Here is a 26796-nt window from a genome sequence, read left to right as displayed (position 1 = left end):
AGACACATTTCGAAAGGATCGGGCATACGTATTCACGAATGGGCTGTCGTCAGCCGATCGTTTGGCGCAGTATCGCGTGTGCCGTGTAGCGCAGGACCTGCTTTTCCCAATGGCCAGACGACCGACCTCCCTCGATATCGCGCAGCTGGCGGGCGTCTCGCAGCCGACCGTCTCGCGCGCCTTGCGGGGCGTGAAATCGGTCAATCCACAGACGCGCGCGCGGATCGAGGCGATCGCACGCAGTCTGCATTATGCGGTCGACAAGAACGCCTCGAGCTTGCGCAGCCAATCGTCCAACACGCTGGCATTGCTGTTTTTCGAAGAGGCGGCGGATGACGATGCCGCGATCAACCCGTTCTTCCTCTCGATGCTCGGATCGATCACGCGCGCTTGTGCGAAGGCCGGGTACGACCTGCTGATATCGTTCCAGCAGCTGTCGGGCGACTGGCACGTCGATTATCAGGACAGCCACAAGGCCGATGGGATCATCCTGCTCGGCTACGGCGATTACGAAGCGTACCGCGTGCGACTCGACCATCTCGTCGAGCAGGGGACGCATGTCGTGCGCTGGGGCGCGGTCGGGACGGGGCCCGCCGGGATCACCGTCGGATCGGACAATCGCGGCGGCGGGGCGTTGGCGACGGCGCATCTGATCGCGCAGGGACGGCGGCGGATTGCGTTCCTCGGCTCGGCCGACAGCCGGTATCCCGAGCTGCTCGAACGCTATCGCGGTTATCTCGATGCGCTGGCGAGCGCCGGGCTGACCGCCGATCCGATGTTGCGCGTCGATGCGACGACGGCGGAGGAACCGGGGCAGGCGGCGGTCGAGACGCTCGCCAGCCGCGGGGTGGCGTACGACGCGATCTTTGCCGCCAGCGACAGCATCGCGATCGGCGCGATGCGCGGCTTGGCGGCGGCGGGGCGGCGCGTGCCCGACGACGTCGCGATCGTCGGGTTCGACGATATCCCCTCGGCCTCGCTGACCAGTCCGCCGCTGTCGAGCGTGGTGCAGGACACGCGGCGCGCTGGAGAGGTGTTGGTCGAGACGCTGCTCGGCCAGTTGCGCGGCGGGATGTGCGAGGCGGCACCGCTCCCGACGCGGCTCGTCGTCCGCGCGAGCAGCGGCGGCTAGCGCCGGCGCGGTCTCAGTCGTCGAACAGGAACAGGTTGAGCGTCAGGCGCCCCGCAAGCGGATCGGCACTGAGCACGACCTCGGGCGGGAGATGCGCGCAGTGGAGCGTGTTGCCGGGATAGACGAGCGCGCGGTTGAACGCGCCGGGCTGTAGCGCGATCCGTTCGTAGAGCGGCGTATCGCCGGCGATATAGGCGGGGTCTGGCATGCCGTGGGTGCGCACGCCCTCCTCCAGCGTCGCCTTGAAACGATCGAGCCGGTCGGCATCGACGCTTTCGAAGCCCGTCTCGCGCTGGCGGTAGAAGGCGGTGCCGCCCTGCGCGCCATGGCCGAGGAACAGCAGCAACGCGATCCGGCGCGGCTCGACGCCATCGAAATGCGGCAGTCGCTGGATCGGCGCGAGCGCTGCGGGCGGCGTCGTGACGAGCGAGTAATAGGCTTCCGATACGCCGGGCGCCGGATCGAACCCGAAATGCGTGGCGAGCAACGGCGCGATCTTGCGACGCATCGTCTCGGCGAGGCGCGCCGGGACTTCGGCGCGGACGCCGGGGTAATGCGGGCCGATCTCGCCCAGGCGCAACGCCGCGGCATCCTCGCGCAGCATCTCGGGGTCGGGCCAGAAATCGTCGATCACGAGCAACGGGCGGCGCTCGTTGCCCTGATGATGGAGGTGCACAGTGTCCATGGCTGGCGTCATGGAACGCGCGTGGGGCGCTCGGCAAGGGTTTGTGCGGCGCTGCGCATTCGTATGCAGGCTTGTGCGGCCCTCGGCTTGTCGCCACGCTCGCCGACAAACACGCCCTGCCGATCGTCAGGCGCCGGGCAGGGGAGGCCAGAGTTGAACGAAAAACCGGTGCAGGGCTTTGGCGGCCTGTGGAATATCAGCTTCGGCTTTTTCGGCATCCAGATCGGCTTCGCGCTGCAAAACGCCAATATGAGCCGGATCTTCCAGACGCTCGGCGGCTCGCTCGACGATCTGTCGTATCTGTGGGTCGCCGCGCCGCTGACCGGGCTGCTGATCCAGCCGATCATCGGCCATTACAGCGACCGGACGTGGAACCGGCTCGGCCGGCGGCGGCCGTATTTCCTCGCGGGCGCGGTGCTCGCGGCGCTCGCTTTGTTTGTCATGCCCGAGGCCAGGATCCTGTGGTTCGCGGCGGTGACGCTGTGGGTGCTCGATGCCTCGATCAACGTTTCGATGGAGCCGTTCCGCGCGTTCGTCGGCGATATGCTGCGCAAGGATCAGCACACAGCGGGCTATGCGCTGCAAACCGCCTTCATCGGTGCGGGCGCAGTGGTCGGGTCGATCTTCCCGTTCGTGCTGGCGCATCTCGGCGTCTCGGGAACAGCACTCGGCGGGGTGCCCGACACGGTGCGCTACAGCTTCTGGTTCGGGGGCGCGGCGCTGCTGCTCGCGGTGCTGTGGACCGTCGGCAACGTCAAGGAATACAGCCCGGCGCAAATGGCCGCATTCGGCGAGCGCGATCCCGTCGAAGGCGTGGGCGAACCGATGCGCGCGCTTGCCGCACGCGGGCTGGGGCGCAGCCTCGCGTGGATCGTCGGCGGCGCGGTGATCGTCGCGGCGGTGCCGCTGCTCGCGTTGCAGAAGGAAGTGTATCTGCTCGGTGCGCTATTGATCGCCTACGGCGTCGCGAGCATCGTCGCGATCCGCCTCGCACGCGGCGGGAAGACCGACAATGCGCTCAGCATGATCGTCGGCGATTTCGCGGGCATGCCGCTCGTGATGAAGCGGCTGGCGCTGGTGCAGTTCTTCAGCTGGTCGGCGCTGTTCATCATGTGGATCTTCACCACCCCCGTCGTCGCGCAGTACATGTTCGGCGCGAGCGATCCGAAGAGTGCCGCCTACAATGCCGGTGGCGACTGGGTCGGCGTGCTGTTCGCGGTCTATAACGGCGTGGCCGCGCTGGCTGCTCTGCTCGTCCTGCCCCGGCTTGCGGCACGGATCGGCAAGGTCAGGACGCATATCGCCTGCCTGCTGTGCGGGGCCGCTGCCTATGCCAGCTTCTTCGTGATCCGCGATCCCAACTGGCTGATCCTGAGCGAGATCGGCGTCGGCATCGCCTGGGCGTCGATCCTGGCAATGCCCTATGCAATCCTCGCCTCGAGCCTGCCGCAAGCAAAGCTCGGCATCTATATGGGGCTGTTCAACGTCTTCATCGTCGTGCCGCAATTGCTCGTCGCGACGGTGATGGGGTCGGTCCTCAAGGCGTTCTTCCCGACCGAGCCGATCTGGACGATGGCGTTCGCCGCGATCGTGATGGCGCTGGCGGCGCTCGCGATGGTGCGGGTTCCCGAGACGGGGGATCGCGCGGTCAGCTGAATGTGATCGCGGCGATCAGGTCGGCCTGGTGGACCGGCTTTTCGAGCACTGCGGCAAAACCCGAAGCGCGGGCGCAGTGTTCCTGCTCGTGCGACGGATTGCTGGTGATCAGCACCGCACGCCCGTCCCACCCGCGGCTTTGCAGGATGCGCAAGATCGCGATCCCGTTGCTGCCGGGCGGGGCATAATCGGTGATCAGGATGTCGGTCGCATCGGCATAGCCACCCTGCAGCACCGGCGCAGCAGTGCCGAACGAGCGCACCTCGTAGCCATGCCATTGCAACGCCAACTGCAACTGGCGGCGAACGCTCTCATCGGCGTCGATCAGCACGATACGGGTGCGGCGGGGCGGTTTGGCGGCGGCAAGGTCTGACATAGGTACCCGGGGAATAGGAACGCCGTTCCTGCCGCGAGCGCGACGACGCGTCGCTACGTAATGGTCCGGGTGTCGGTGGCGTCAGGAGCGCCGCGGACTGTAAAATGAAACGCGGTTCCGCCGTTTGGCCGTGGTACCGCCCAGATCCGGCCTTCGTGCGTTTCGACGATCGTCCTGCAGATCGACAGACCAAGCCCCATGCCGCTTTTCTTGCTGGTGGCGAACGCCTGGAACAGGCGTGGCGCGACCGCGGGATCGATCCCGGGGCCCGTGTCGGCGACGATGATCTCGATCATGTCGCCCGCCGCGGCGCGCACGCTGATCGTCACGTCGCGCGTCAGCGACATCTCTACCGCCTCGACCGCATTGCGCACCAGATTGACCACGACTTGCTGGATCTGCACGCGATCGACGAGGGCGTGCGCGGCATCGCTCTCGAACGCGAAGAAAGATCGCACACCGCGCTCGCGCGCGCCGATGAGTGCCAGCGCGCTGGCTTCCTCGATCAGCGGGCGCAGCGGAACGACGCGGCGATCGACTTCGCCGTGCGATACGAAGTCGCGCAAGGCGCGCACGATGTCGCCGGCGCGGAGCGTTTCCTTGGCCGATTGATCGACCGCTTCGCGCAGATAGCCGAGCGTATCGGCATCGGGCGCGTCGAGCAGATCGCGGCTCGCCTCCATGTAATTGGCGATTGCGGTCAGCGGCTGGTTGAGTTCGTGCGCCAGCGTCGACGCCATCGTCCCCATCGCGCTGAGGCGAGAGACGTGGATCAGCTCGGATTGCAGCTCCTTCAGCCGCAATTCGCTGCGTTGCTGTTCGGTCAGGTCGCGGATGAAGCCGGTGAAGATGCGCCGCCCGGTACTGCTCGCCTCGCCGACCGAAAGCTCCATCGGGAAGGGAGTGCCATCGCGACGCATCCCCACCACGACTCGGCCGATGCCGATGATGCGGCGTTCGCCCGTCGTCAGATAATGGCTGAGATAGCTGTCATGGCGGTCGCGGTCGGGGCTCGGCATCAGCATGCTGACGTTGCGGCCGACCAATTCGGCCTCGCCATAGCCGAACAGCCGCTCGGCCGCCGCGCTGAACGACAGGATGCGGCCGCGTTCGTCGATCACGATCATCGCATCGGGCACGGTTTCGAGGATCGAGCGGACGTGCTGCTCGCTATCGGCAAGCGCTGCCTCGGCGGCGCGACGCGCGGTGATATCGTACACGCTTTGCCCATAGCCAAGCAGCGCGCCTGCCGGATTGCGCAACGCGACGAGCGTTGAATCCGCCAGGAATTCGGAACCGTCGCGGCGAATCCGCCAGGCTTCCTTGCGCGTCGTGACGTCTTTCTGCGCTTGCGCCAGATCGGCGGCGGGGTCGCCGCGTTCGGCGTCGGCGGGGGGGTAGAACAGCATGAAGGACTGTCCGATGATCGCCTCTGCACTCCAGTCGGTCAGGATTTCGGCACCGCGATTCCAGCTCATCACCAGGCCCGCGGGATCGAGCAGGAACTGCGCGCGATCGGTCGTGCTGTTGACGAACAGGGCGAAGGCATCGGCCAGCGGGTCCGTGGCGGTCACCGTAATGTCCCTATCTCCCCTTCGACAAACCGGATTCGGCCGACCACCGCGACGCAGAAGCCCGTCGACCAGCCCGGCAGGATGACGCCGTTGGCGACCTCGATCGCGCCGACGATCGCCCGCTACCGAACAAGCACGACATCCCCATAGCCGATGGTGGCGGAGGTAGATGTCGAAAAATACGAAGCGGGCTCGAAATCGGGCCGCACGTGGGTCGGGCTGTACAGCGCGGCATAGCGTTCCCGGCCCGCACGATGTCGTCCGCTGGAGGCTAGCGGATGTCCTCATACCCTTTGGTCGCGGGTTTGCCGCGCAGCATGATCGACGCATAATTGGCGAGGTAGATCCCCGCGATCTTCGCGAAGCCCTGTTTCTGCATGCGACGGCCCGATGTCGGCATGACGAAGCGCGGTGAGAACAGGACCTTTCCCTGTTGCTTGGCGCGCTTGGCGATGTCGACGTCCTCCCCGTAGAATTCGATCGAGCTGTCGAAGCCGCCCATTTTCTCGAGAACATGGCGCGGAATCGCGAAATTGCCGCCGACCATCAGATAGCCGGTGATCCCGTAGATCGATCGTGCCGCGACGAACCACGCGGTCGACACGCGATTGCGCAAGCCGCTCAGGTCGTAGAAGCTGTAGGGGCCCGACAGGCAGGCAAGATCGCGGTTCGCGGCGAACTGCTCCCAGATCTGCTCGATCCAGCCGGCGGGCGGATGCGTATCGGCGTCGACATATGCCAGAATATCGCCGCTGGACGCGATCAAGCCGCGCTGCCGTGCGCGCGTGATGCCCTTGTTCGGCTCGAACACATATTTAACCGAAGGGTAGCGCTCGACCACCGCCTTGGTGCCATCGGTGCTGTTATTGTCGACGACGATGATCTCGAACGCCTTGCCCGCGACGTTGCGCATGACCGCATCCAAGCAGGCCGGGAGATAGTCCTCCTCGTTATACGCCGGGATGATGAGGCTGATTGTCGGCGTTCGAACTTGGGGTAAGCCGGTCATGCGGCGCAGGTGCCCGATTATCGACCGCAAGGCTAGCGGGGATAACGCAAAAAGTCGGAGAATTGGGATGCATGCGGCATAGCCTGGCGGCGGCCCGTGACCCGATTTGCCGCGACGGTTCGGCGATTGCCCGATCCCCGCGGCTTAATTATATGATCGATCACACATTATCGGCCGCGAGGTCAGGATCGGAGAGCGCTGTGTCACAAAGTCGTTTGGTTTGGCCGGTCGCCGCAACGCTCGGCGAGGGGCCTGCCTGGGTCGATGGCGTGCTGTGGTTCGTCGATATCAAGTCCGGCGCGATCCATCGCTATGATCCGGGTACCGACAGGCGCGAGAGTTTTGCCGTCGGCGGAGCCCCGAGCTTCATCGTTCCAACCGCGGATGGCGCGCTGTTGGTCGGTAATCGCGGTGCGCTCCAGCTGTTCGACGGCGCGGCGCTCGGGGCGCCGATCGCGACGGTGCCGATGCCCGATCATAACCGGACCAACGATGCCACGGTCGACCCGCAGGGCCGGCTCTGGTTCGGCACGATGGACGACGAAGAGTCGCGGCCGAGCGGCGCGGTCCACACCTACGACGGTGACAGCATCATCGTGGTGGGCGGCGAATGCACGATCACCAACGGCCCCGCGATCAGCCCCGACGGGCGCTTCCTCTATCATGTCGATACGCTCGCTGGCACGATCCACCGCTTCGACATCGCGACCGATGCGCAATTGCGCGACGGCACGCTGTTCGCGACGATCGCGCCGGAGGATGGCAATCCCGATGGCGTAACGGTCGATGCAGAAGGGTGTGTCTGGGTCGGTCTGTGGGGTGGCTGGGAAGCGCGGCGCTATGCGCCCGACGGCAGCGTGTTGATGCGCGTCGCCATGCCGTGCGCCAACGTCACCAAGGTGGCATTCGGCGGGCCCGATCTGCGGACCGGCTATGTCACCACCGCGCGCGCCGGACTGTCCGACGCCGACCTCGCCGCGCAACCGCTTGCCGGCGGGCTGTTCGCGTTCGATGCGCCTGCCCCCGGACTACCGCTTCCTGCCGTCAGGATCGTGCGATGAGCTACCGCATCGTCGGCGATTGGGGCACCAGCCGGTTGCGGCTGTTTCGCATCGAACACGGCGCGGTCGTCGCGCGCGCCGAGGGCGCTGGTATCGGCGCGCTCGACGGCACGCCCAAGGCGGCGCTGCGCGACGCGATTGCACCGTGGCGCGCCGACGGCGCTGCCGAGTCGATCGCGCTGTGCGGCATGGTCGGGTCGCGCAACGGCTGGATCGAAGTGCCCTATGCGGGGTGTCCTGCCGATGTCGCGGGCTGGCTCGCCGGGGCCGGGCAGGTTGCGCTCGACGGGGTGCAGGTCACGATCATGGCCGGGCTCGCTTGCACCGCGCCGTCGGGCGGCCCCGATGTGATGCGCGGCGAGGAAACGCAACTCTTCGGGGCGATCGCGCGCGATCCTGCGCTGCGCGTGGGACGCCATCGCCTTGCTCTGCCGGGCACGCACAGCAAATGGGCGACGATCGAGGATGGGCGGATCACCGGCTTCCAGACCTTCTTCACCGGCGAGCTGTTCGCGCTGCTGCGCGATCGCTCGACGCTGCTGCGCGCGGCCAGCCAGGACGACGCCGACCCTGCCGCCGAGCAGGCAGGCTTCGCCCACGGTCTCGCGCGGGCGAACGACAGAGACATGGTGCTCGGCGCTTTGTTCGAGGCGCGCAGCGCGCAGCTCATCGACGGGCGTTCGCCCGATTGGGCCGCCGGCTATCTGTCGGGCCTGCTGATCGGTCGCGAGATCGCCGAGGTCGCCCCCGCCGCGGGCGAGACGATCGGCCTGATCGGCGATCCCGCGCTCTGTGCCCGCTATGCCCGCGCGCTCGTCGCGCGCGGGATCGATACGAAATTGCTCGATGGCGATGCCTGTGCGCTCGCCGGGCTTGCCTTGTTGGAGACTGACCGATGACGATCGACGATTTGCTGGCCGCTGGTGCCCCGCCCGTCGTGGCGATCCTGCGCGGGATACGGCCCGATGAGGCGCTCCCCGTCGCCGAGGCGCTCGTGAAGGCCGGCGTGCGCATTATCGAGGTGCCGCTCAACTCGCCCGATCCGTTCACCAGCATCGCCGCGATCCAGCAGGCGTTCGGCGACACTGCGGCGATCGGCGCGGGCACGGTGCTCGATCTTGCCGGGGTCGAGGCGCTGGCAGCGACCGGGGCGACCGTGATGGTCACGCCCAACACCGCCCCCGCGTTGATCGCGCGCGCGGTCGAGCTCGGGCTCGAGCCGATGCCGGGCTTCGTCACGCCGAGCGAGGCGTTCCGCGCGATCGATGCGGGTGCGCGGCGGATCAAGCTGTTCCCGGCGGTCGCGCTTGGCCCTAACTACCTCAAGGCGATCCGCGAAGTCCTGCCGCGGCATGTCGCGGTGTGGGGCGTCGGCGGCACGGGGGCCGACAATTTCGGGGAATGGCTTGCCGCGGGCGCCGAGGGGATCGGCGTCGGGGGCGCGCTCTACCGCCCCGGCGACGATGCCGCGCGCGTCGGCGCCAAGGCTGATGGCCTGATCGCAGCCTGGCGCGCTGCCCGCGCGTCGTTGTGACCAGCGGCGAGGGACCCGAGCCGCACGACGTCCGCAGCTCGCTCGGACGCAATCTTACGCACGGGATGCTCGATGCGTTGGGGCGGGCGATCGTGACGGGGGTGTATACGGACAAGCGTTTCCCGACCGAAGCAGATCTCGCGAGCCAGCACGGCGTCAGCCGATCGGTGACACGCGAGGCGGTCAAGATGCTCACCGCCAAGGGGCTGCTGTCGGCCCGGCCGCGCCAGGGGACGATCGTCCAGCCGGCCGAGTCGTGGAACCTGTTCGATGCCGATGTGCTCGGCTGGTTGCTCGAGCGGAAATTCTCGCTCGGGCTGCTGCGGCATTTCAGCGAGCTCCGCATCGCGATCGAGCCCGCCGCAGCGGAGCTTGCCGCGCGCAATGCGGGCGCGGGCGGGCTCGTCGCGATTCGTGCGGGTTATGCGCGGATGGTCGCGGCTGAGGCGGGCGAGGATGACTCGCTCGACGCCGATATCGCGTTCCACGTCGCGATCCTGCGCGCCGCCGGCAACCCGTTCTTCGCGCAGTTCGAGGACGTCGTGACGACCGCGCTGCGCTCGTCGATTCGCTTCACCAATCGTTTCAAGGGCCGCAGCGCCGATCTCGCGGCGCACGGCGCGGTGCTGCGTGCAATCGAGGCGCGGGACGGCCTGGCGGCACAGCACGCGATGCAGCAGATCATCGCCGACGTGCTGGCGCTGATCCTTGCGCGCGAGCACGACGACACGTGATCGGACGGCTAGGCCTCGCGCGGCGCAGCGTCCGACGACAGGACGACACGCGAGCGGCGGGGTTTGGGCACGCGTGCCAAGGCTTCGCGCTCGATCTTCTCGAGCTCGACGAGCGTCTCGGAGATCGCCTCCTGCTGCGCGGCGAGCCGGTCGATCCGCTGGCGGCATCGCTGCGCGAGCGCGCGCATCTGTTCGACATGCTGCGGATCGGTATCGTAGAGATCGAGAAATTCGACGATATCGCGTAGCGTGAAGCCGAGCCGCTTGCCGCGCAGGATCAACCGCATCCGCGCGATCTCGCGCCGCGTATAGACGCGGATCGCGCCGACCCGGCAGGGAGTGATCAGCCCCTTATCCTCATAGAAACGCAACGTCCGGGGCGTGATGTCGAGCATGCGCGCGACCTCGTTGATCCCCGTCAGATCCTGCATCGGCTCTTTCATTCACGCCCTCGATCCAACGACGCCGACCCTTGCCGGACCACCGGCGAGCAACGGACACGCTCCTTTGTCGAATGCGTGGCGATCAACGTCTTGGCCTGTGTGTTGCGGATTTCATCGCGTTGGGGAAGCGCGATCTTGCGGTGTTGCCGGGTTGGTGTGCCCGAGCGGTACCGACAAGTGCTTGACTTGTCGGCATACGAATCTACTGCGAGCCATCTGCCGCATACGTCAACGGGCTCGCCATTAGGGCCGAAACGGAGCGACACCAAGAACCGACCGTGCGGGGATCGCTCAAGCACGGCAACCACGATTGCACCACCGAGATGGTGGTGCTTGGAGAGGAACGTACATGTCCCTGCTGCTCATTGGCGCCCTGCTCGCCGGCGCCCCCGCCACCGCCGACACCGTGATCGGCCGCTGGAAGACCGAGACGCTCAATGCCATTGTCGAGATCAGCCGCTGCGGCGCCTCGATCTGCGGTAAAGTGGTCACGTCGGATGCGATGCGCGCCAATCCTTCGCTCAAAGACGCCAAGAATTCGGATGAAAAGCTGCGCACGCGTCCTGTCCAGGGAATGCTGATGCTGAGCGGCTTTGCACCCGACAAGGACGGCGTATGGGCCAACGGCCAAGTCTACAATGCCGAGGACGGCCACACCTATAGCGGTCGTATCACCCCCGTTGGCAGCGACCGGCTCAAGCTGCGCGGCTGCGTCTTCTTCCCGCTCTGCAAGACGCAGACGTGGACGCGCGTGCGCTGAGCCCACTTTCTTTCTTCCCCCTCGAAAAGTCAGTTCAGGAATATATCATGGTTATCCGTTGCAAGGCCCCGTTGCTGGCCGCGTCTGCACTCGTCTCGACCGTCGGCTTCGCCGGCGTTGCGCACGCCGATGCTTTCTATCTCCAGTCACAGACCACGGTCGGCGCGGGGCGTTCGTTCTCGGGTGAAGTCGCCGACACGGGACCGTCGTCGCTGTGGTGGAACCCTGCCGCGATCGCCGGGATCACCGACACCGAAGTCCAGGTCAGCGCGACTGCAATCCTGCCCAAGGGTGACGTCGTCGACAACGGCACGCTGATCGCGCGTCCCGGCCAGGCCTTCGCGCCGATCGGCGGACAGACCCGCTCGCGCAATCCGATCAACAACGGCGTGCTGCCGAGCGGATCGGTCGCGTATCCGATCAACGACCGGATCGCGGTCGGCCTCGCGGTGACGTCGCCGTTCAGCTTCACCACCGATTACGACGCCAATAGCTGGACGCGCTACAGCGCCGACAAGACGCGCCTGCGCACGATCGACATCCAGCCCTCGATCGGCGTGGTGCTGACCGACTGGCTGCGGGTCGGCGGCGCGCTCAATGTCGAATATACCGACGCGTACCTTAGCAACGCGCTGCCCAACGTCTCGGCGGCACTGCCCGACGGCAACCAGACGCTGCGCGGCAACGGCTGGGACTTCGGCTGGACCGCAGGCGTCCAGCTCCACAACAAGCTGGTTTCGGTCGGCATCAGCTATAAGTCGAGCATCAAGCACACGCTCAAGGGCGATCTCACCGTTGCCGGGCTGGTCGGTCCGCTCGCGGCGCAGAACCGTTCGCTCTCGGGTGTCCAGGCACAGTTCAACACGCCGGGGCAGGTGATCGTCGGTGGCCGGCTGCGCGCAACCGAAGCGCTGACGCTCAACGCACAGGTCGTCGCGTATAACTGGAGCAAGTTCGACGCGATCCGCCTCGGCGCGCCGCTCAACGTCGCACTGCCCGAGAACTACCGCGACAGCTGGAGCCTCGCCGGCGGTTTCGATTACGCCGTCAGCCCGAAGGCGACGGTGCGTGCCGGCGTGCAGCGCGCGGTGACCCCGACACAGGATGGCCTGCGTGACGCGCGCGTGCCCGATTCGAATCGTTGGACCTATTCGGCGGGCGGCAGCTATCGCATGAGCAACCACATGACGATCGATGCCGCGGCAAGCTATGTCGATTTCAAGGACACGACGATCGACCGTGCGACCGCAGCCTATGCCGGCACCGCCGCGCAAACGGTCATCCTGACCAAGGGCCTGCTGCAGAACGCGCATGCCGTCGTGCTGTCGCTTGGCGGGCGCTTCAGCTTCTGATCGAACGGACATTCGGGGATCTTGCAATCCCCGGAGGCGTCACCATCTTCCTGTCATCGTTCAACAATGGAAAGGAGGTGGTCGAATGTCTCATTGTCTCACGCCGCAGTCGGCACAGGGTTTAAGCTCGGTTTCCCTCGTGGAGGGCGGTCTCGCCTGAAGAGTTGCCGGCCTGAGGCCGACAATGGAAAGGCCGTCCCGCAAGGGGCGGCCTTTTGTCTTTGGATCGATGATGCGTGATCTGTTCGATACCCCGATCCTGCCCGGCCTGACCGCGGTCGAGGATTTCGTGTCCGCGGACGAAGCGGGCGCGCTGATCGTTGCAATTGACGCCTGCGCGCTAGAGCCGTTCCGTTTCCAGGGCTGGCTCGGCAAGCGGCTGACGCATAGTTTTGGCTGGCACTACGATTTCGACACCGGCGGGATGGCCGAGGCTTCGCCAATTCCGGCGTGGCTCGATCCGCTTCGTCGCCGTGCCGAGGGGATGGCGGGATTGGCCGCTGGCACGCTCGTCCAAGCGCTGGTGATTCGCTACGATATCGGTGCCGGGATCGGCTGGCACCGCGACCGGCCGCACTTCGAGCATGTCGTCGGCATCTCGCTCGGCGCCCCCGCGACGCTGCGCTTCCGCCGTCGGATCGGCGACCGCTTCGAGCGGGCCACCGCGCTGCTGACTCCGCGCGGCGCCTATCATTTGAGCGGCGTCGCACGCCACGCGTGGGAGCATAGCATCGCCGAAATGGATGCACCGCGCTGGTCGATCACCTTTCGCAGCCTCTCCGACACGGGCAGGGCGCTGATCGCGGCCGCAAATCGCTAAGCCTGTGGACAATGCCCGCCTGAAAACTGCTATGCCGGACGCCGTGTCGTCTGCCGAGTTCCAATCCCCGCCGCCCGATTTCGTCGTGATCGACGTCGAGACCGCCTGTTCGCGCGCGAGCAGCATCTGCCAGATCGGCATTGTCGGGTTTCGCGGAGGCCGCGAAGTCTTCGAATACGAAACGCTGCTCGATCCGTGCGACGAGTTCAACATCTTCAATACGCGGATCCATGGGATCGCCGCGCACCATGTCGTCGGGCAGCCGCGCTTCGGCGACGTGCACGCGGTGGTCGAACGGCATCTCGCCGGGCGCACCACGGTGGCGCATTCGTTCTTCGACAAGAGCGCGCTCGCGGCGGCCTGCCGGCAGCACGATCGGCCGATGATCGAGACGACGTGGCTCGACAGCGTCCGCGTCGCCCAGCGCGCCTGGCCCGATCTCGAAAACCACAAGCTTGGGGGCCTCGCGCGCTATCTCGGAATCGCGCATCGCCATCACGACGCGCTGAGCGATGCGCGCGCGGCGGGCTGGGTGATCGTCAAGGCGATCGAGCAGACTGGGATCTCGCTCGAGAAATGGCTGGCACCGCCGCGCAAGCCGGGGCCAGCGCCGACCCCGGCCGAGGCAGGGCCGCTGCTCGGCGAGCGCGTCGCGATCGTCGGCGAGCCGCGCGATGGGCCATTGGCGCATCAGCTCGCGGCGCTCGGCGCCAAGGTGATGACCTCGGTCGGTACGAGCACGAATGTCCTCATCGTCGCCGGAGGCGATCGCTTTACGCGCGCGACGTTGATGAGCCCGGCATATGGCAAGGCCGAAGCGCTGCGCCGCGCGGGCAAGCCGATCCGGATCGTGTCCGAACAGACGCTGCTCGCCGCGATCGGGCAAGCCGCTTAGAGCATCGCGAGCGGCGTGCGCGCGCGTGGCGGCGGGAACGCTGCGTCCAGCGCTGCCAGCGTTTCCGCGTCGAGTTCGAGATCGAGCGCGGCACGATTGTCGCGGACGTGCGCGACGCTGCCGGCCTTGGGGATCGCGATCACGGCGTCGCGCCGCATCGTCCAGGCCAGCGCGAGCTGTGCCGGAGTCGCGTCGCGCGCGGCAGCGATCGTCGCCAGCGCGCCGTGGCCGAGCAGGCGTCCTTGTTCGACCGGGCTGTACGCCATGATCGGCATGTGCCGTGCCGCGAGCCATGGCAGCAGGTCATGCTCGGGCCCGCGTCGCGTGAGATTGTAAAGGATCTGATCGGTCGCGCAGCCTTCGCCACCGGCTTCGAGCAGCTCCTCCATATCGTCGGTGTCGAGGTTGCTGACGCCCCAGCGCACGATCATGCCGGCATCGCGGAGCGCCTCCATCGCCTCGACCGTCTCGGCCAGCGGCACAGAGCCGCGCCAGTGGAGCAGATAGAGATCGAGCCGGTCGGTTCCGAGCCGCTTGAGGCTGGCTTCGCACGCCGCGCGAAGGCGCGCGCGGCCGGCATTCTGCGGATAGGCCTTGCTGACCAGAAACACCTGATCGCGAAGCCCAGCGATCGCTTCGCCGACCAAGGCTTCCGATTCGCCGTCGCCGTACATTTCGGCGGTGTCGATCAGCGTCATGCCGAGCGTGATGCCTTCACGCAAAGCCGCGATCTCGGCGCTGCGGTTCGAGCGATCCTCGCCCATCATCCACGTGCCCTGGCCAAGCGCCGGCACGCTTGTGCCATCGGGGAGGGAAACCTGTTTCATCACTGATCCTTGGGGCGCGTCAGAACTGCCAGCCCCCGCCAAGGGCCTTGAACACATCGACTTGCCGATCGACCAACAACGCGTTGGAGGCGGCAAGGTTCGCTTGCGCCGTGGTGAGCGCGGCCTGTGCGCTCAGCAGAGCGAGGAAATCGGTCCGCCCGAAGCGATAGAGCGTGCCCGCCTGGTTCGCCGCGCGCGCGGCACTCGCCTGCGCGCGAGCGAGTGCCGCGTTGCGATCGGCCTCGCGCGCATAGGCCGAGAGCGCGGTCTCGGTCTGGCGCAGCGCCTCGAGCGTCGTCGAATCGAACTGCGCGAGCGCAGCGTCGGCGGCCGCGCCCGCCTGCGCGATCTGTGCGCGGACGATCGGGCGGTTGGGGAAGCTCCAGCTGATCAGCGGTCCCAGCCCGACATGGAAGGCATCGCCCGACCCGAACGCCGAGAGCGGCCCGGTCAGCCCGACCGATCCGCCGAGGCTGACCTGGGGATACAGGTTCGCCGTGGCGACCCCGATCCGCGCGGTCGCGGCGGCGAGCGAGCGCTCGGCGGCGCGGATATCGGGCCGCCGCGCGATCAGCCCTGCGCCGTCACCAATCGGTAGCGGCTTGCGCATCGTCGGCGCGGTCGCGCAGCTTGCCACGTCCTTGGGGTAGTCCGCAGGCGCGCGGCCCATCAGCGTGGCCAGCCGGTAGAGCGCGGCGGTGCGTGTCGCGATCGTCGAGGGGACGAGCGCGGCGCTCTGATCGACTGCGCTTTGCGCGCGCGTGACGTCGAACGCGGTGCCGCGACCGCCGCGTTGCAGCCGCTGCGTCACGCCGAGTGTCTGGCGCTGGAGCGCGAGCACGCGGTTGTTGGCGGCGAGCACCATGTTGGCGGTGCAGGCGGCCGCATAGCTGCGCGCGATCTCGGCGGCGACGGTCACGCGGACATTGTCACGCGCCGCAGCGACGGCCTCGGCATCGCCCTGCGCCGCCTCGATTGCACGCCGGATCCGGCCCGCCAGATCGAGCGGGTAGGCGAGCGACAGCCCGACATCGTAGCCCACCGTACCCGGCAGCGATCCGCCGGTGCCAGCGGGCCGCGACAGCGACGCGCCGCCGCCAAGCGCGGTCGACAGCGTCCGTCCAGCAGCGACCTCCGCCACGACCGCATCGGCGCGTCGCAGATTGGCGTCGGCAACGCGCAGGTCGGCATTGGCGGCAAGCCCTTCCGCGACGAACCCGTCGAGCCGCGTGTCGCCATAGAGCTGCCACCAATGATCGGGCAGCGGGACATCGGCAAAGCGCTTCTCCTTGCCGCTGTCGAACGCGCCTTGCGCGCTCGGGCGGTTGACCACGGCTGGATCGGGCAGCGTGTAGTTCGGTCCGGCAGTGGTGCAGCCCGCCAGCAGAAGCGCGGCAGCTCCCGGCAGGACACCGCGCCTCATGCGTGCACCTGTGGGGCTTGCGGGACGACCGTTACCGTCGCGCTGCGCCCGACGATCAGCGAGACCCCCTGCGGCACCGCAGTCAGCTTGACGCGCACCGGGATACGCTGTGCGAGGCGGACCCAGGTGAAGGTCGGGTTGACCGTCGGCAGCTGGTTCGCGCTGATGCTGCGCTCGTTGTCGCTGATGCCCGCTGCGATGCTGTCGACGCGGCCCTTCAGCGCGCGCGGCTCGCCCATCAGATGGACGGTGACGGGGTCGCCGATATGAATGCTGCCGAGCTTTGTTTCCTCGAAATAGCCCTCGACGCGAATCGAATCCGAATCGAGCAGCGCCATCGCTTGCGCCCCCGCTGCGATAAAGTCGCCCGGGTGCAAATCGAGATTGGTCACCGTGCCGTTGACGCTCGCGCGCACCGTGGTCCGCGCCAGGTTGAGCGCGGCGGTGGAGCGCGCGCTCTGTGCCTGCGCGAGCGCCGCGCTGGCGGTCGCAACGCGCGCGACATTCTGCTCGTGCGTTTCCTTGGCGACGAGATCGCCGAGCGCGAGGTCGCGCTGCGCCTCGCGCCGCGCCTGCAGCAGCGTCGCGCGCGCGCTCTGGATCGCCGCGTCGGACTGAGCGAGCGTCAACGCGAAGCGCGGGCGATCGACGACGAACAGCACGTCGCCCGCCTTCACGCGTTGATTGTCATGCACCGCGACTTGCGTGATCAACCCGCCGACATCGGGGGTGATGCGGACGACATCGGCACGGATATGCCCGTCGCGCGTCCACGGATCGGTCTCGTAGCGGCGCCACAGCCACAAAGCGACGAGGATCGCGAGCAGCACGATCACGATCGTCACGGCGGAACGGCCAAGCGGGGCGAGCAGCGATTTCATAACGAGGGTCCGGTCAGCAAGGACAAGAGTCCGAGGATGAGGAAGAAGAGCGCGAGGTCGACCAAGGGTCGGTAGGCAACGAAGCGATACGCGCCGAACGCCGAGAGCAGCCGCGTGACGACGGCGGTCAGCACCAGCGCGGCGATCGCCAGCAGCAGGATCGTCGGCACGAACACCCCGCCGATCGAGACTTCGCCGATCATGCCGCAATTCCATACGCCGGCGCGCCGGGGAACAGGTTGCGGCGCAACGACGTCAAAGCCAGCACGCCGGCACGCGCGCGGGCGGGTTCGGGGTTGGCCGCCAGATCGCCGATCGCGCTGTCGAGATCGGCAAGCAGCTCGGGTTCGGGCGGGGCGGGGCGATCGGGCCGCAGCGCGCGGTAATGCGTGCCGACGCCCTGCAGCACGGGGGTTATGCTCGCAGCGTCGTCGAGCGTGCCGTCGAGCCGCAATTGCCGCAATTCGCCGATCGCGACGCCAACGCGCAGATCGCTCAACGCATCGAGCAGCGGTTTGCCAGGATCCTTGTCCTGCAGCGCGAGCCGCGGCGCGAGCAGCCCGATCCGGTCGAGCATCCGCGCGACCCAGCCTGCGGCATCGGGCGGGCCCTTCGCGTTGCTACGCTCCGCCAATTCGCGCCAGCCGGCGCGGATCAGGCGGCGCGTGGCGGTGTTGGCGCCGATCGTCTGGAACAGGCCGACGGTGACGACCGCGAAGATCGTCCCGATCAGCTGCGAGACGCCGCCATTGACGAACCCGTCGAAGCTGCCGCCGTAGCGATCGTTGAGCCCGACCGTATTGATCCCGCCGAGCAACGCGCCGAGCGTGACCAGCGTCGTCCGCGGGCGCGACAGGAATACGCCGCCGATCAGCATCGCCGGCGCGAGCACCGCGATCAGCGTCACGAAATCGGTGACGCGTGGCAGGATCGCGAAAGCGTAGATCGCCGCCACGGTCAGGCCGAGGATCGTCCCGTAGAAGAACGCCATGATCGACGGCGCGGGATCGTCGCTGTTGCCGAACAGCGCGCAACATACGCCCGCGATCAGCACCGCGCCAGCGCCATCGGACCAGCCCGTCCCGATCCAGAAGACGCAGCCGATCAGGATCGTCGCGACGGTTCCCGCCGCCGCCCGCAGCGCGATGCCACGGTCGCGGTGGAGCGGGCGGCGCGCGGTCCGCGCGAGCAGTCGCGCGACGCCGGGGTTGAGCGGCGTGCGCGACGGCGAGCGCATCTGGTCGAGCAAGTCGCGCGCATTGCGATGCGCATCGATCAGCTCGGCGAGCCGCGCGAGCAAACTCAGCCGCAGTGCATCGCGCCACAGCAATGGCTCGGCCACAGGCGGCTCGAGCGCGCGCGCGCGCGCGATCAGAGCATCGGCGGTGGCGTTGCGCTCGGCCATCGGCAGCGCCGCTGCAAGCCAGCCGCGAACCTCCTCTATCAACGCGAGCGCTTCGGGACGCGGCGCGTCGGCCCCACGCAGCAATTCGCGGATGCGGTCGTCGACGGCGCTGGCGAGCGGCAGCAGCATCGACAGCTCGGCTTGAAGCGCGCGCAGTGTCCGGACGCGCGGCTGGAGGCGCGCAGTGTCGAACGGCAGATGGATCGAGAGCTGGTGCAGCTCGTTGATATCGAGCGCGAGCCGGCGCCGATCACGGTCGAGCCGGCTGTCGGCCAGCCCCGCGAGCGAATCGCGCGACCAGCGCTCGGCATCGGCGAGGATCGCGTTGACGCGCGAGAGCAGCGTCGCGGTCACGGTCTGCGGGAAGACGAAGCCGTGGACCAGCGCGCCGCACAGGATCCCGATCGTGATCTCCTCGACGCGCAGGATCGCGGTGGTGAAGATCGCACCCGGCGCTTCGACCGAGGGGAAGCCGATGATGCTCGCGGTATAGCCGGCGAGCAGAAAAACGTAGGCGCGCGGTGTCCGGTCGAGCAACGAGATATAGAGGCACACGCCCAGCCACAGCGCGAGGCCGAGCGACAGCAGTTCGGGTGCGTTGACGAGGTTCGGCACGAGCACGACAGCGGCGGCGGCGCCCAGCACGGTGCCCATCACGCGGAACGCTGCCTTCGACAGCGCGGCGCCGGCGAGCGGTTGCGCGACGATGTACGACGTCGTCACCGCCCAGTACGGCCGCGTCAGGCCGATCCGCAGCGCAATATAATAGGCAAGCACCGCCGCGAGCAGGCATTTGACCGAGAACAGCGCCTCTTTCCAGCCGAAGCGATTGCCCGTCATCGGTTGCGCTTCCGGGTAAAGCGCGCCTCGAGCTGCTCGGCAACGCGCAGGGCGGTGGCAAGATCGGCGTCGGCGACATCGGCGAGCATCTCGCGTCGCAAGGCCTCGAACGCCGCCTCGATCTTTGCGACCAGCGCGCGGCCCCGCTCGGTCAGGCGGACGCGGCTGACGCGCGCATCGACGTCGTCGCGTTGGCGGTCGACCAGTTCGGCCGCGACCAACTGATCGACCACGCGAACCAAGGAGGCGGCGGAAACGTCGAGCTCGGCGGCGAGGTCGGTCTGGCGCACATCGTCACCAAGGCGCCCGACTTGGACGATCGTCCATCCGCCTGACGCGGATAGGCCAAAGCCGCTCAGCGCACGGTCGGCGGATTGCCGCCACATGCGCGCGAGCGGAAGGAGTGTGCGAGCATAAGCGGCTTCGACGTTAGATCGTTCGGACATCATTAGCGTGCTAAGTAATGATGCATGACGCAATCGCAACCCTTGAGGAGGGAATGCGACGGCAACGAAACGAAACCGCTTTGGGTCCAAGTCGGGCCGAATTTTGATGCAGTCGGGCCGGCGGGGCCTGCGCCGACCACACCAGCGTTATGACGATTGTACGGCGTAGCCGTGGCTTAGCCGTTAGGAGCGCGTCAGTGTGGGGCGACGCGCCGCCGATGGCCCCTCGATCGGCCGCCGCCGCGCCCTGCACGATCAGCTTTGTCGGGCCTGCCATCCACCCCCCAGCGCGCGGAACAGATCGATCTGCGCATCGGCGATCCGCGCGTCGGCGGCGGCCAGTTCGGCGTCGCTGTCGGCGAAGGTGCGTTCGGCATCGAGCACTTCGAGAAAGTCGATCGTCCCCTCGCGCTGGCGCGCGCGGGTGATCCGCGCGGCGGTCGCGGCATTGTCGCGCGCCGACTGCAACTGCGTGCGGCGGTCTAGCTCGCGCGCATAGGTCGACAGCGCGGTCTCGGTCTCCTCGAGCGCGCTCAACACGCTGCCGTCGAAGCTGGCGAGCGCGCCGCGCGTCTCGGCCTTGGCGCCGGCGATCTTCGCCCGCGCCGCCGACTGGTTGAGCGACCAGTTGAGCAATGGCCCGAGCAGCCAGCGCACCGGACCGCCGGTGAACAGATCGCCGACCGTCGTCGCGGTCGAGCCGATCGAGGCGCCGAGCGAGATCTGCGGATAGAGTTGCGATGTCTGGACCCCGATCCGCGCGGTCGACGCGGCAAGGCGGCGCTCGGCGGCGCGAACGTCCGGGCGTCGGGCGAGCAAAGCCGCCCCGTCGCCGATCGGGATCGGCTGGTCGAGCCGCGGCGTCGTGCTGCGCGCGCTGGCGCTGGCGGGGAGGTCGCGCGGCGTTCGGCCGGTGAGCGTCGCCAGGCGGAACAGCGCGGCTTGCCGCTCGCTCTCGATCTGCGGGACGAGCGCGGCGCGCTGGTCGCGCAGCGCGGCGATGCGGACCTGGTCGAGCTTGGTCGCGCGCCCGGCGTCGACGCGCTTGCCGGTCAGCGTCGTCGACTTTTCGAGGAGGTCGACGATCCGCCGCGCCACCGCGAGCCGCTCGGCCGAGGAGGCGGCATCGACATAGGCGCGCGTCGTCGCGGCGACGATCGAGACGCGCACCGCATCGGCATCGGCCTGCGCCGCGCCGACATCGCCGCGTGCCGCCTCGACATTGCGACGGACGCGACCCGACAGGTCGAGTTCGTAGCTGACGTCGAGGCCGACATCGTAGGTGGCGCGCTCGCGTGCCAAGCCGGGCAGGCTCTGGAGTTGCGACGACCGTGCGTAATTGCCGCTCGCGCCGGCATTCACTTGCGGTTCGCGATCGCTCTTGGCGCCGCGCAGCGAGGCGCGGGCGGTGTCGAGCCGCGCGACCGCGACGCGTAGATCGGTGTTTGCCGCGAGCGCATCGGCGACGAGCCCGTCGAGCACGGGATCGCGGTACATCCGCCACCAGTTCAGCTCGGCATCGCTGGCGACCGTCGCGGCAGTGGTCGTGACGAACGGCGCCGCGGCGGTCGGTGGGGGCAGGGGGGCGACGTAAGTGGGGCCAGCGGCGCAAGCGGAGAGCGCGAGCGCGGAGAGGCTGGTGAGCAGGATGGCTTTCATCATCGTTCCTATTCGGCTGGCTGCAGCGTGGGCGCTGCGGCGGGGCCATGGGTCGCGTGCGGGGCGGGGCGGCGGCGTTCGAGCCGCTTCGCCAGCGCGCGCGCGACGACGTAGAAGGTGGGGGTGAACAGCAGGCCGAAGCCGGTCACACCGATCATCCCGAAGAACACGGCCGTGCCGAGCGCCTGGCGGAGTTCGGCGCCAGCCCCTTCGGCGATCACCAGCGGCACCGCGCCGAGGATGAAGGCGAAGCTCGTCATCAGGATCGGGCGCAACCGGTCTTTGGCGGCGCGGACCGCCGCCTCGATCGGCGACAGGCCGTCTTCCTCCTCGGCTTGCTTGGCGAACTCGACCACGAGGATCGCGTTCTTGGCGGCCAGTGCGATCAGCACGACGAGGCCGATCTGCGTCAGGACATTATTGTCCATCCCGCGCAGATTCACCCCGGTCATCGCCGCGAGCAGGCACATTGGCACGATCAGGATGATCGCGAGCGGCAGCGTCAGGCTCTCATATTGTGCGGCGAGCACGAGGAAGACGAACAGTACCGCCATGCCGAAGACGAGCCCCGCCGTGCTGCCCGCCGATTTTTGCTGGAAGGCGATGCCGGTCCATTCATGCGCGTACCCCGTCGGCAGCGCGGTGTCGGCAAGCTTCTCCATTGCGACGAGCGACTGGCCCGACGACGACCCCTTCGCCGTATCGCCATCGACCTCGACCGCCGGGAACAGATTGTAGCGCACGACGCGATACGGCCCGGTCTTGTCGCGGAAGGTCGAGACCGATCCGATCGGCACCATCTGCCCGGTGTTCGACCGCGTCTTGAGGTTGGCGATATCGGCGGTGGTGTTGCGGAACGGCGCATCGGCCTGGGCGGTGACGCGGTAGGTGCGGCCGAGCAGGTTGAAGTCGTTGACGAACGCCGATCCGAGATAGACCTGCAGCGCCTCGAACACGCGCTCGGGTGGCACACCGAGCATGTTCGCCTTGGTGCGATCGACATCGGCGAAGATGCGCGGCGTGGCGGTGTCGAAGAAGGTATAGACCTGCGCCAGCCCCTTGGTCTGGTTCGCCTGGCCGATCAGGCCGTAGGCGGTCTTGCCCATCTCCTGATAGCCATGCCCCTGCAGGTCCTGTACCATCAGGCGGTAGCCGCCGGCCGAGCCGATGCCCTGGATCAGCGGCGGCGGGACGATCAGCAGGCGTGCCTCATTGATGTCGGCAGTCGCCTTCTGCGCCTCGCCCATGATCGAGGCGAGCGTCACGCCGAGCTTGCGACGTTCCTCAAAACTCTTGAGCGGGATGTAGGCCGCCGCGCTGTTGGGCGCGAGCGTCTGCGACGGGCCGTCGAAGCCGGCAAGCATGACCGCGCCCTTGACCCCGGCGAGCGGCAGGATGCGCTTGGCGACCTTCTGCATCACGGCATCGGTGCGATCGACCGCCGAGCCCGGCGGCAGCTGGATGATCGTCAGGAAGTAGCCCTGATCCTGCGCTGGCACGAAGCCCGACGGCGTGACGGTGAAGACGACGGCGGTCAGCGCGATCAGCGCGCCTTACGCCAGCATCATTTTGCGCGGTGCGCTGACGAGGCGCAGCGTCATGCGGCCATAGGCCTCGCTCATCCGCTCGAAGCCGCGGTTGAAGGCGTCGCCTGTGCGGCGCACCAGCCGCGCGGCGCGGTTGCCCGAATCCGCCGGTCCATGCGGCTTGAGCAGCATCGCCGCGAGCGCGGGCGACAGTGTCAGCGAAAGCAGCAGCGAGATGATCGTCGCAGTCGAGATCGTCACCGCGAACTGGCGGTAGAACGCGCCCGACAGGCCGGTGAGGAACACGGTCGGGATGAACACCGCGCAGAGCACGAGCACGATCGCGACGAGCGCGCCCGACACTTCGTCCATCGACTTGCGCGCCGCCTCGAGCGGGGAAAGGCCGTGCTCGAGGTTGCGCTCGACATTTTCGACCACGACGATCGCGTCATCGACGACGATGCCGATCGCGAGCACCAGCCCGAACAGCGAGAGGTTGTTGAGCGAGTAACCGACCGCCGCCAGCACCGCGAAGGTACCGATCAGCGAAACCGGGATCGCGACGATCGGGATGATCGCCGCACGCCATTTCTGCAGGAAGACGAGGATGACGAGCACGACGAGGATCATCGCCTCGATCAGCGTATGCTTCACCGCGTCGATCGACTGGGCGATGAATTCGGTCGGGTTGTAGATGACGCGATAGGCGAGCCCCTTGGGGAACTTCTTCGACATCGTCTCCATCTCGGCCGACACCGCTTGCGCGGCGGCGAGCGCGTTCGAGCCGGGGCGCTGGAAGACGGCGGCGATAACCGTGGGCTTGCCGCTGAGATAGGTGTTGGCGCCGTAGTCCTGCGCACCGAGCTCGACCCGCGCGACGTCCGAGACCTTGACCTGGCGGCCATCCTTGTCGGTGCGGATCACCACGTCGGCGAACTGCTTGGGGTCGGTCAGGCGGCCCTGCGTCTCGACGTTGAGCTGGAAGGCGTTGCCCGTTGCATAAGGCGGCTGACCGAGCGTGCCCGCCGCAACCTGGACGTTTTGCGCACGAAGCGCGGCGACGATCTCGCCCGCGGTCAGATCGAGCGCGGCGGCGCGGCCGGGGTCGATCCACACGCGCATCGAATAGTCGCGCGCGCCGAACAATTGCACGTCACCGACGCCGTCGATGCGGCTGAGGCGATCGCGGACCTGCGTCAGCGCGTAATTGGAGATGTAGCCGCGATCGAGCGAGCTGTCGGGCGAGATCAGGTTGACGACCATCAGGAAGTCGGGGCTGGTTTTCCGCGTGACGACGCCAAGACGCTGCACATCCTCGGGTAGCCGCGGGACCGCAACCGCGACGCGGTTCTGCACGAGCACCTGCGCGGCATCGAGATTGGTGCCGATCTTGAAGGTGACGGTGATCGTCACCTTGCCGTCGCCGGTCGATTGCGACGACTGGTACAGCATGTTGTCGACGCCGTTGATTTCCTGCTCGATCGGCGCGGCGACGGTTTCCGCGACCGTCTCGGCCGAAGCGCCGGGATACACCGCGCTTACCGTCACGGTCGGCGGCACGATGTCGGGGTATTGCGACACGGGCAGGCTGAAATAGGCGATCAGCCCCACGATGGTGATGACCACCGCGATGACCCCGGCGAAGATCGGCCGGGTGATGAAGAAGCGCGAGAAGCGCATGGACAGTGTCCCTAGAAGACGCGCGCACGTCACCGGGCAGCGTCCAAGAGCGGACGCCGAAGCGACGAACGGCAATGATGAATCGATCGGCTATTGGGTCCGGACAGGCGCCACTCCCGTCATCCCCGCGAAAGCGGGGATCCCGCTGCCTTGCCCCGTCGTGGGAGAAGAAGCGGGACCCTCGCCTTCGCGAGGGTGACGAGTAGGGGCGTCACCGGCTGAGCGTCGCTTCGCCCGCGATTGGCTGCGCGGTCGGCGCAGATGCATCCGCCGAAACCGCGATCTTGCCAACCGTGGGCGCAACCTTGGCACCCGGCATCGCCATCTGCGTGCCCTTGATGATGATGCGATCCTGCGGGCCGACGCCCGATCGGATCACGCGCATCCCGTCGACCACCGCGCCGAGCACGACCGGCTTGGCGGTGACCACATTGTTGCCATCGACCGTGAGCAGGACCTTGCGCGCCTGATCGGTCTGCACCGCATCGTCGGGGACGAGCAGCGCGGGCCTGGTCCCGGCGCTGGCGAGCCGCATATTGCCGAACATCCCCGGCGTCAGGAACAGCCCCGGATTGGCGAGCACCGCGCGGCCGCGGATCGTGCCCGAATGCGTGTCGAGCCCGTTGTCGGTGAAGTCGAGCTTGCCCTTCCAGCGATGGCTCGTCTCGTCCTGCAACTGGATCTCGACCGCAGGCGCAGCGGCACCCGGCTGGCGGTTGCGTTGCGTCTTGAGGAACAACGCCTCCGAACCGTCGAAGGTGAAGTAGATCGGGTCGAGCGCGTTGATCGTCGTCAGCACCGTGCCGCCGGTGCCTTCGCCGCCGGCGACCTGATTGCCCGCATCGACGCGGCGATCCGAGATGCGTCCGCCGATCGGTGCTCGGATCTGGGTGAAGGACACATCGAGCGCGCGCGCCCGGACGCGGGCTTGCGCCGCCGCGAGGCCGGCTTGCGCCGCCTGCAGCTTCCCGCGCAGTGCATCGACTTCGCCGGCCGAAACCGCATCGTCGGCGATCAACCGCGTCGCGCGGCCGAGATCGGTGCGCGCCAGCACCAGCGCGCTTTGCGCACTGGCCTCGTTGGCGCGTGCTTCGGCGAGCGCGGCGGCGAAGGGGCGGGAGTCGATCGTGAAGAGCAATTGGCCCTGGCGGACGACATCGCCGTCGTGGAAATGCACCCCGGTCACTTCACCCGCGACGCGCGGCCGGACCTCGACGCTGCGGCTGGGCGCGAAGCGGCCGACATAATCGTCCCACTCGCTGACCTGGCGTACCAACGGCGTGGCGATGGTCACCGCAGCGGGTGGCGGAAGCGCTGCGACCGCGTCGGAATGGTCGAACAGCTTGACGCCGACGACCCCGGCAACCGCGATCGGCAGCAGGACAGCCGCGCGTTTTTGCCAGCGCGTCCAACGCTTTGGTTTTGATATGTCGGATTCGGTACGAAGCTCCTGCGTCGTATCGATCGGTGCGATCATGTTCATGCGAAGTTCCTCCGGTCGGTCCGGCCGACGCGCATTCCGGTCACGCTGGTGATGAGCGTTTCGAGTTGCGCCTCGCTGAAGCCGACCGAATGGAAATGTGCGATTTCAGCCGTTGGCAGGGCGAAACCGCGATGCCGGGCGTGCACCGCCGCGCGGCGGAGCGCTTCCAGCTTCGGATCGGCGAGCCGCGATGCGGTGCCGCGCCCGAACACGCCGCCAAGCGCGCGCGCCAGACGGCCAGGGGTGGTAAGGCTGCCGAGCGTATCGCGTTGCGCCAGCGCAATGACGCTCCATTCGAGCGCCGAGAACCCGGCATGCCCAGCGGTGGCAGGCGTCTGGCTGCGGCTGGTGACGGGCGCTGCGAACATATTGTCGAGGTCGAGATAGGCCATGGAAAATCCCCCTCTTGGGTCTTTGGCGGACAGACGAGCAGCACCCTACGCAGACGAGGCTTCGTCTGCGGTAGCCGCGCGATGGGCGTGAGAAATCATGCCAGGACGCACACGCTTCCTGCTGATCAAGCTATGGAAAGTGTAGAAAAGGCCCGCGGCATTACCGACGGACCCTTCAGTCAGGTGATCGTGTTGGTCATGGG

At 67.6% G+C, this 26796-nt stretch carries 25 protein-coding genes and 1 pseudogene; 10 read left to right on the top strand and 16 right to left on the bottom strand.

From position 1 onward, the window contains the following. The first annotated feature begins 109 nt into the window (after positions 1-109). Complete coding sequence (locus tag QN347_RS05085) at positions 110-1132, top strand: LacI family DNA-binding transcriptional regulator (RefSeq protein ID WP_133188463.1); 1023 nt, start codon at positions 110-112, stop codon at positions 1130-1132. Between the two features lie 13 nt (positions 1133-1145). Here QN347_RS05085 and QN347_RS05080 read toward each other — a convergent pair whose 3' ends face one another. Then, entirely contained in the window at positions 1146-1817 is a 672-nt protein-coding gene (locus tag QN347_RS05080; RefSeq protein ID WP_322163676.1) for a DUF6445 family protein, read from the bottom strand. A gap of 153 nt (positions 1818-1970) precedes the next feature. Here QN347_RS05080 and QN347_RS05075 point away from each other — a divergent pair, with 153 nt between their 5' ends. Continuing rightward, entirely contained in the window at positions 1971-3473 is a 1503-nt protein-coding gene (locus QN347_RS05075; RefSeq protein WP_322163678.1) for an MFS transporter, read from the top strand. On the opposite strand, the gene QN347_RS05070 is transcribed toward QN347_RS05075, so the two are convergent. The 4 genes from QN347_RS05070 to QN347_RS05055 form a co-directional block, all read right to left on the bottom strand. Next, positions 3466-3849: a response regulator gene (locus QN347_RS05070; protein ID WP_133188459.1), complete on the bottom strand. Its 384-nt coding sequence runs from the start codon at positions 3847-3849 to the stop codon at positions 3466-3468. The two genes, QN347_RS05075 and QN347_RS05070, sit on opposite strands and share 8 nt — an antisense overlap. A 53-nt stretch (positions 3850-3902) precedes the next feature. Continuing rightward, entirely contained in the window at positions 3903-5423 is a 1521-nt protein-coding gene (locus tag QN347_RS05065) for a PAS domain S-box protein (RefSeq protein WP_322163681.1), read from the bottom strand. A gap of 122 nt (positions 5424-5545) precedes the next feature. Continuing rightward, positions 5546-5632: an ion channel gene (locus tag QN347_RS05060; RefSeq protein WP_322164202.1), complete on the bottom strand. Its 87-nt coding sequence runs from the start codon at positions 5630-5632 to the stop codon at positions 5546-5548. A gap of 62 nt (positions 5633-5694) precedes the next feature. After that, on the bottom strand, positions 5695-6432 hold the full coding sequence (locus QN347_RS05055; protein ID WP_322163683.1) for a glycosyltransferase family A protein: 738 nt from the start codon (positions 6430-6432) through the stop codon (positions 5695-5697). Positions 6433-6632: 200 nt separating this feature from the next. Here QN347_RS05055 and QN347_RS05050 point away from each other — a divergent pair, with 200 nt between their 5' ends. The 4 genes from QN347_RS05050 (at position 6633) to QN347_RS05035 (ending at position 9761) form a co-directional block, all read left to right on the top strand. Continuing rightward, positions 6633-7493 carry an SMP-30/gluconolactonase/LRE family protein gene (locus QN347_RS05050; RefSeq protein ID WP_322163685.1) on the top strand — a complete coding sequence of 287 codons (861 nt, stop codon included), beginning with the start codon at positions 6633-6635 and terminating at the stop codon, positions 7491-7493. Then, positions 7490-8392, top strand: a complete 903-nt coding sequence (locus QN347_RS05045) for a 2-dehydro-3-deoxygalactonokinase (RefSeq protein WP_322163687.1) — start codon at positions 7490-7492, stop codon at positions 8390-8392. The genes QN347_RS05050 and QN347_RS05045 overlap by 4 nt, the downstream gene beginning before the upstream one ends. Beyond that, positions 8389-9027 (top strand): 2-dehydro-3-deoxy-6-phosphogalactonate aldolase, encoded by a 639-nt coding sequence (locus QN347_RS05040; RefSeq protein WP_189674807.1) that lies wholly within the window; start codon positions 8389-8391, stop codon positions 9025-9027. The genes QN347_RS05045 and QN347_RS05040 overlap by 4 nt, the downstream gene beginning before the upstream one ends. 65 nt (positions 9028-9092) lie before the next feature. Then, positions 9093-9761 carry a FadR/GntR family transcriptional regulator gene (locus QN347_RS05035; protein ID WP_322164203.1) on the top strand — a complete coding sequence of 223 codons (669 nt, stop codon included), beginning with the start codon at positions 9093-9095 and terminating at the stop codon, positions 9759-9761. An 8-nt stretch (positions 9762-9769) separates the two neighbouring features. Here the strand turns inward: QN347_RS05035 and QN347_RS05030 are convergent, their stop codons facing one another. Then, complete coding sequence (locus tag QN347_RS05030) at positions 9770-10204, bottom strand: MerR family DNA-binding transcriptional regulator (protein ID WP_322163690.1); 435 nt, start codon at positions 10202-10204, stop codon at positions 9770-9772. Positions 10205-10553: 349 nt separating this feature from the next. Here QN347_RS05030 and QN347_RS05025 point away from each other — a divergent pair, with 349 nt between their 5' ends. From QN347_RS05025 to QN347_RS05010, 4 genes are all read left to right on the top strand, one after another. Beyond that, complete coding sequence (locus QN347_RS05025; RefSeq protein WP_322163692.1) at positions 10554-10964, top strand: DUF2147 domain-containing protein; 411 nt, start codon at positions 10554-10556, stop codon at positions 10962-10964. 47 nt (positions 10965-11011) lie between these two features. Next, on the top strand, positions 11012-12316 hold the full coding sequence (locus QN347_RS05020; protein ID WP_133188441.1) for an OmpP1/FadL family transporter: 1305 nt from the start codon (positions 11012-11014) through the stop codon (positions 12314-12316). Between the two features lie 229 nt (positions 12317-12545). Beyond that, a complete protein-coding gene (locus QN347_RS05015) occupies positions 12546-13136 on the top strand; it encodes an alpha-ketoglutarate-dependent dioxygenase AlkB (RefSeq protein WP_322163695.1) in 591 nt (196 codons plus the stop codon). A gap of 43 nt (positions 13137-13179) precedes the next feature. Next, the gene (locus QN347_RS05010) at positions 13180-14031 is read left to right on the top strand and encodes an exonuclease domain-containing protein (RefSeq protein ID WP_323493980.1); all 852 of its coding nucleotides are present in this window, start codon (positions 13180-13182) and stop codon (positions 14029-14031) included. Here QN347_RS05010 and QN347_RS05005 read toward each other — a convergent pair. The 10 genes and pseudogenes from QN347_RS05005 to QN347_RS04960 form a co-directional block, all read right to left on the bottom strand. Next, positions 14028-14858 carry an aldo/keto reductase gene (locus QN347_RS05005; protein WP_322163699.1) on the bottom strand — a complete coding sequence of 277 codons (831 nt, stop codon included), beginning with the start codon at positions 14856-14858 and terminating at the stop codon, positions 14028-14030. The genes QN347_RS05010 and QN347_RS05005 overlap by 4 nt on opposite strands. A 19-nt stretch (positions 14859-14877) precedes the next feature. Further along, on the bottom strand, positions 14878-16281 hold the full coding sequence (locus tag QN347_RS05000) for an efflux transporter outer membrane subunit (RefSeq protein WP_322163701.1): 1404 nt from the start codon (positions 16279-16281) through the stop codon (positions 14878-14880). Further along, the gene (locus QN347_RS04995) at positions 16278-17162 is read right to left on the bottom strand and encodes an efflux RND transporter periplasmic adaptor subunit (protein ID WP_133188431.1); all 885 of its coding nucleotides are present in this window, start codon (positions 17160-17162) and stop codon (positions 16278-16280) included. The genes QN347_RS05000 and QN347_RS04995 overlap by 4 nt, the downstream gene beginning before the upstream one ends. Further along, positions 17159-17365, bottom strand: a complete 207-nt coding sequence (locus QN347_RS04990; RefSeq protein ID WP_189674800.1) for a DUF1656 domain-containing protein — start codon at positions 17363-17365, stop codon at positions 17159-17161. The genes QN347_RS04995 and QN347_RS04990 overlap by 4 nt, the downstream gene beginning before the upstream one ends. Next, positions 17362-19407: an FUSC family protein gene (locus tag QN347_RS04985; protein ID WP_323493979.1), complete on the bottom strand. Its 2046-nt coding sequence runs from the start codon at positions 19405-19407 to the stop codon at positions 17362-17364. Before QN347_RS04985 ends, QN347_RS04990 begins: the two co-directional genes overlap by 4 nt. Beyond that, a complete protein-coding gene (locus QN347_RS04980) occupies positions 19404-19853 on the bottom strand; it encodes a MarR family winged helix-turn-helix transcriptional regulator (protein ID WP_189674798.1) in 450 nt (149 codons plus the stop codon). Before QN347_RS04980 ends, QN347_RS04985 begins: the two co-directional genes overlap by 4 nt. Positions 19854-20108: 255 nt before the next feature. Beyond that, positions 20109-21512, bottom strand: a complete 1404-nt coding sequence (locus tag QN347_RS04975; protein ID WP_322163708.1) for an efflux transporter outer membrane subunit — start codon at positions 21510-21512, stop codon at positions 20109-20111. 8 nt (positions 21513-21520) lie between these two features. Continuing rightward, positions 21521-24718: pseudogene (locus QN347_RS04970) on the bottom strand (efflux RND transporter permease subunit). 211 nt (positions 24719-24929) lie between these two features. Beyond that, a complete protein-coding gene (locus tag QN347_RS04965) occupies positions 24930-26201 on the bottom strand; it encodes an efflux RND transporter periplasmic adaptor subunit (RefSeq protein WP_322163710.1) in 1272 nt (423 codons plus the stop codon). Further along, positions 26198-26593: a hypothetical protein gene (locus QN347_RS04960; protein WP_322163712.1), complete on the bottom strand. Its 396-nt coding sequence runs from the start codon at positions 26591-26593 to the stop codon at positions 26198-26200. Before QN347_RS04960 ends, QN347_RS04965 begins: the two co-directional genes overlap by 4 nt. Positions 26594-26796 lie beyond the last annotated feature (203 nt).

The organism is Sphingomonas sp. 10B4 (assembly GCF_035019905.1).
Taxonomy (GTDB): Bacteria; Pseudomonadota; Alphaproteobacteria; order Sphingomonadales; family Sphingomonadaceae; genus Sphingomonas; species Sphingomonas glacialis.
The sequence above is the reverse complement of the archived record's forward strand: the minus strand, read 5'-3'. Positions and strand labels throughout refer to the sequence as shown.

Coding starts and splice junctions, on each gene's coding strand:
- QN347_RS05085 (WP_133188463.1), top strand. CDS start 110: ATGGCCAGACGACCGACCTCCCTCGATATCGCGCAGCTGGCGGGCGTC.
- QN347_RS05080 (WP_322163676.1), bottom strand. CDS start 1,817: ATGGACACTGTGCACCTCCATCATCAGGGCAACGAGCGCCGCCCGTTG.
- QN347_RS05070 (WP_133188459.1), bottom strand. CDS start 3,849: ATGTCAGACCTTGCCGCCGCCAAACCGCCCCGCCGCACCCGTATCGTG.
- QN347_RS05055 (WP_322163683.1), bottom strand. CDS start 6,432: ATGACCGGCTTACCCCAAGTTCGAACGCCGACAATCAGCCTCATCATC.
- QN347_RS05045 (WP_322163687.1), top strand. CDS start 7,490: ATGAGCTACCGCATCGTCGGCGATTGGGGCACCAGCCGGTTGCGGCTG.
- QN347_RS05040 (WP_189674807.1), top strand. CDS start 8,389: ATGACGATCGACGATTTGCTGGCCGCTGGTGCCCCGCCCGTCGTGGCG.
- QN347_RS05035 (WP_322164203.1), top strand. CDS start 9,093: ATGCTCGATGCGTTGGGGCGGGCGATCGTGACGGGGGTGTATACGGAC.
- QN347_RS05030 (WP_322163690.1), bottom strand. CDS start 10,204: ATGAAAGAGCCGATGCAGGATCTGACGGGGATCAACGAGGTCGCGCGC.
- QN347_RS05025 (WP_322163692.1), top strand. CDS start 10,554: ATGTCCCTGCTGCTCATTGGCGCCCTGCTCGCCGGCGCCCCCGCCACC.
- QN347_RS05020 (WP_133188441.1), top strand. CDS start 11,012: ATGGTTATCCGTTGCAAGGCCCCGTTGCTGGCCGCGTCTGCACTCGTC.
- QN347_RS05015 (WP_322163695.1), top strand. CDS start 12,546: ATGATGCGTGATCTGTTCGATACCCCGATCCTGCCCGGCCTGACCGCG.
- QN347_RS05005 (WP_322163699.1), bottom strand. CDS start 14,858: ATGAAACAGGTTTCCCTCCCCGATGGCACAAGCGTGCCGGCGCTTGGC.
- QN347_RS05000 (WP_322163701.1), bottom strand. CDS start 16,281: ATGAGGCGCGGTGTCCTGCCGGGAGCTGCCGCGCTTCTGCTGGCGGGC.
- QN347_RS04995 (WP_133188431.1), bottom strand. CDS start 17,162: ATGAAATCGCTGCTCGCCCCGCTTGGCCGTTCCGCCGTGACGATCGTG.
- QN347_RS04990 (WP_189674800.1), bottom strand. CDS start 17,365: ATGATCGGCGAAGTCTCGATCGGCGGGGTGTTCGTGCCGACGATCCTG.
- QN347_RS04985 (WP_323493979.1), bottom strand. CDS start 19,407: ATGACGGGCAATCGCTTCGGCTGGAAAGAGGCGCTGTTCTCGGTCAAA.
- QN347_RS04980 (WP_189674798.1), bottom strand. CDS start 19,853: ATGTCCGAACGATCTAACGTCGAAGCCGCTTATGCTCGCACACTCCTT.
- QN347_RS04975 (WP_322163708.1), bottom strand. CDS start 21,512: ATGAAAGCCATCCTGCTCACCAGCCTCTCCGCGCTCGCGCTCTCCGCT.
- QN347_RS04965 (WP_322163710.1), bottom strand. CDS start 26,201: ATGAACATGATCGCACCGATCGATACGACGCAGGAGCTTCGTACCGAA.
- QN347_RS04960 (WP_322163712.1), bottom strand. CDS start 26,593: ATGGCCTATCTCGACCTCGACAATATGTTCGCAGCGCCCGTCACCAGC.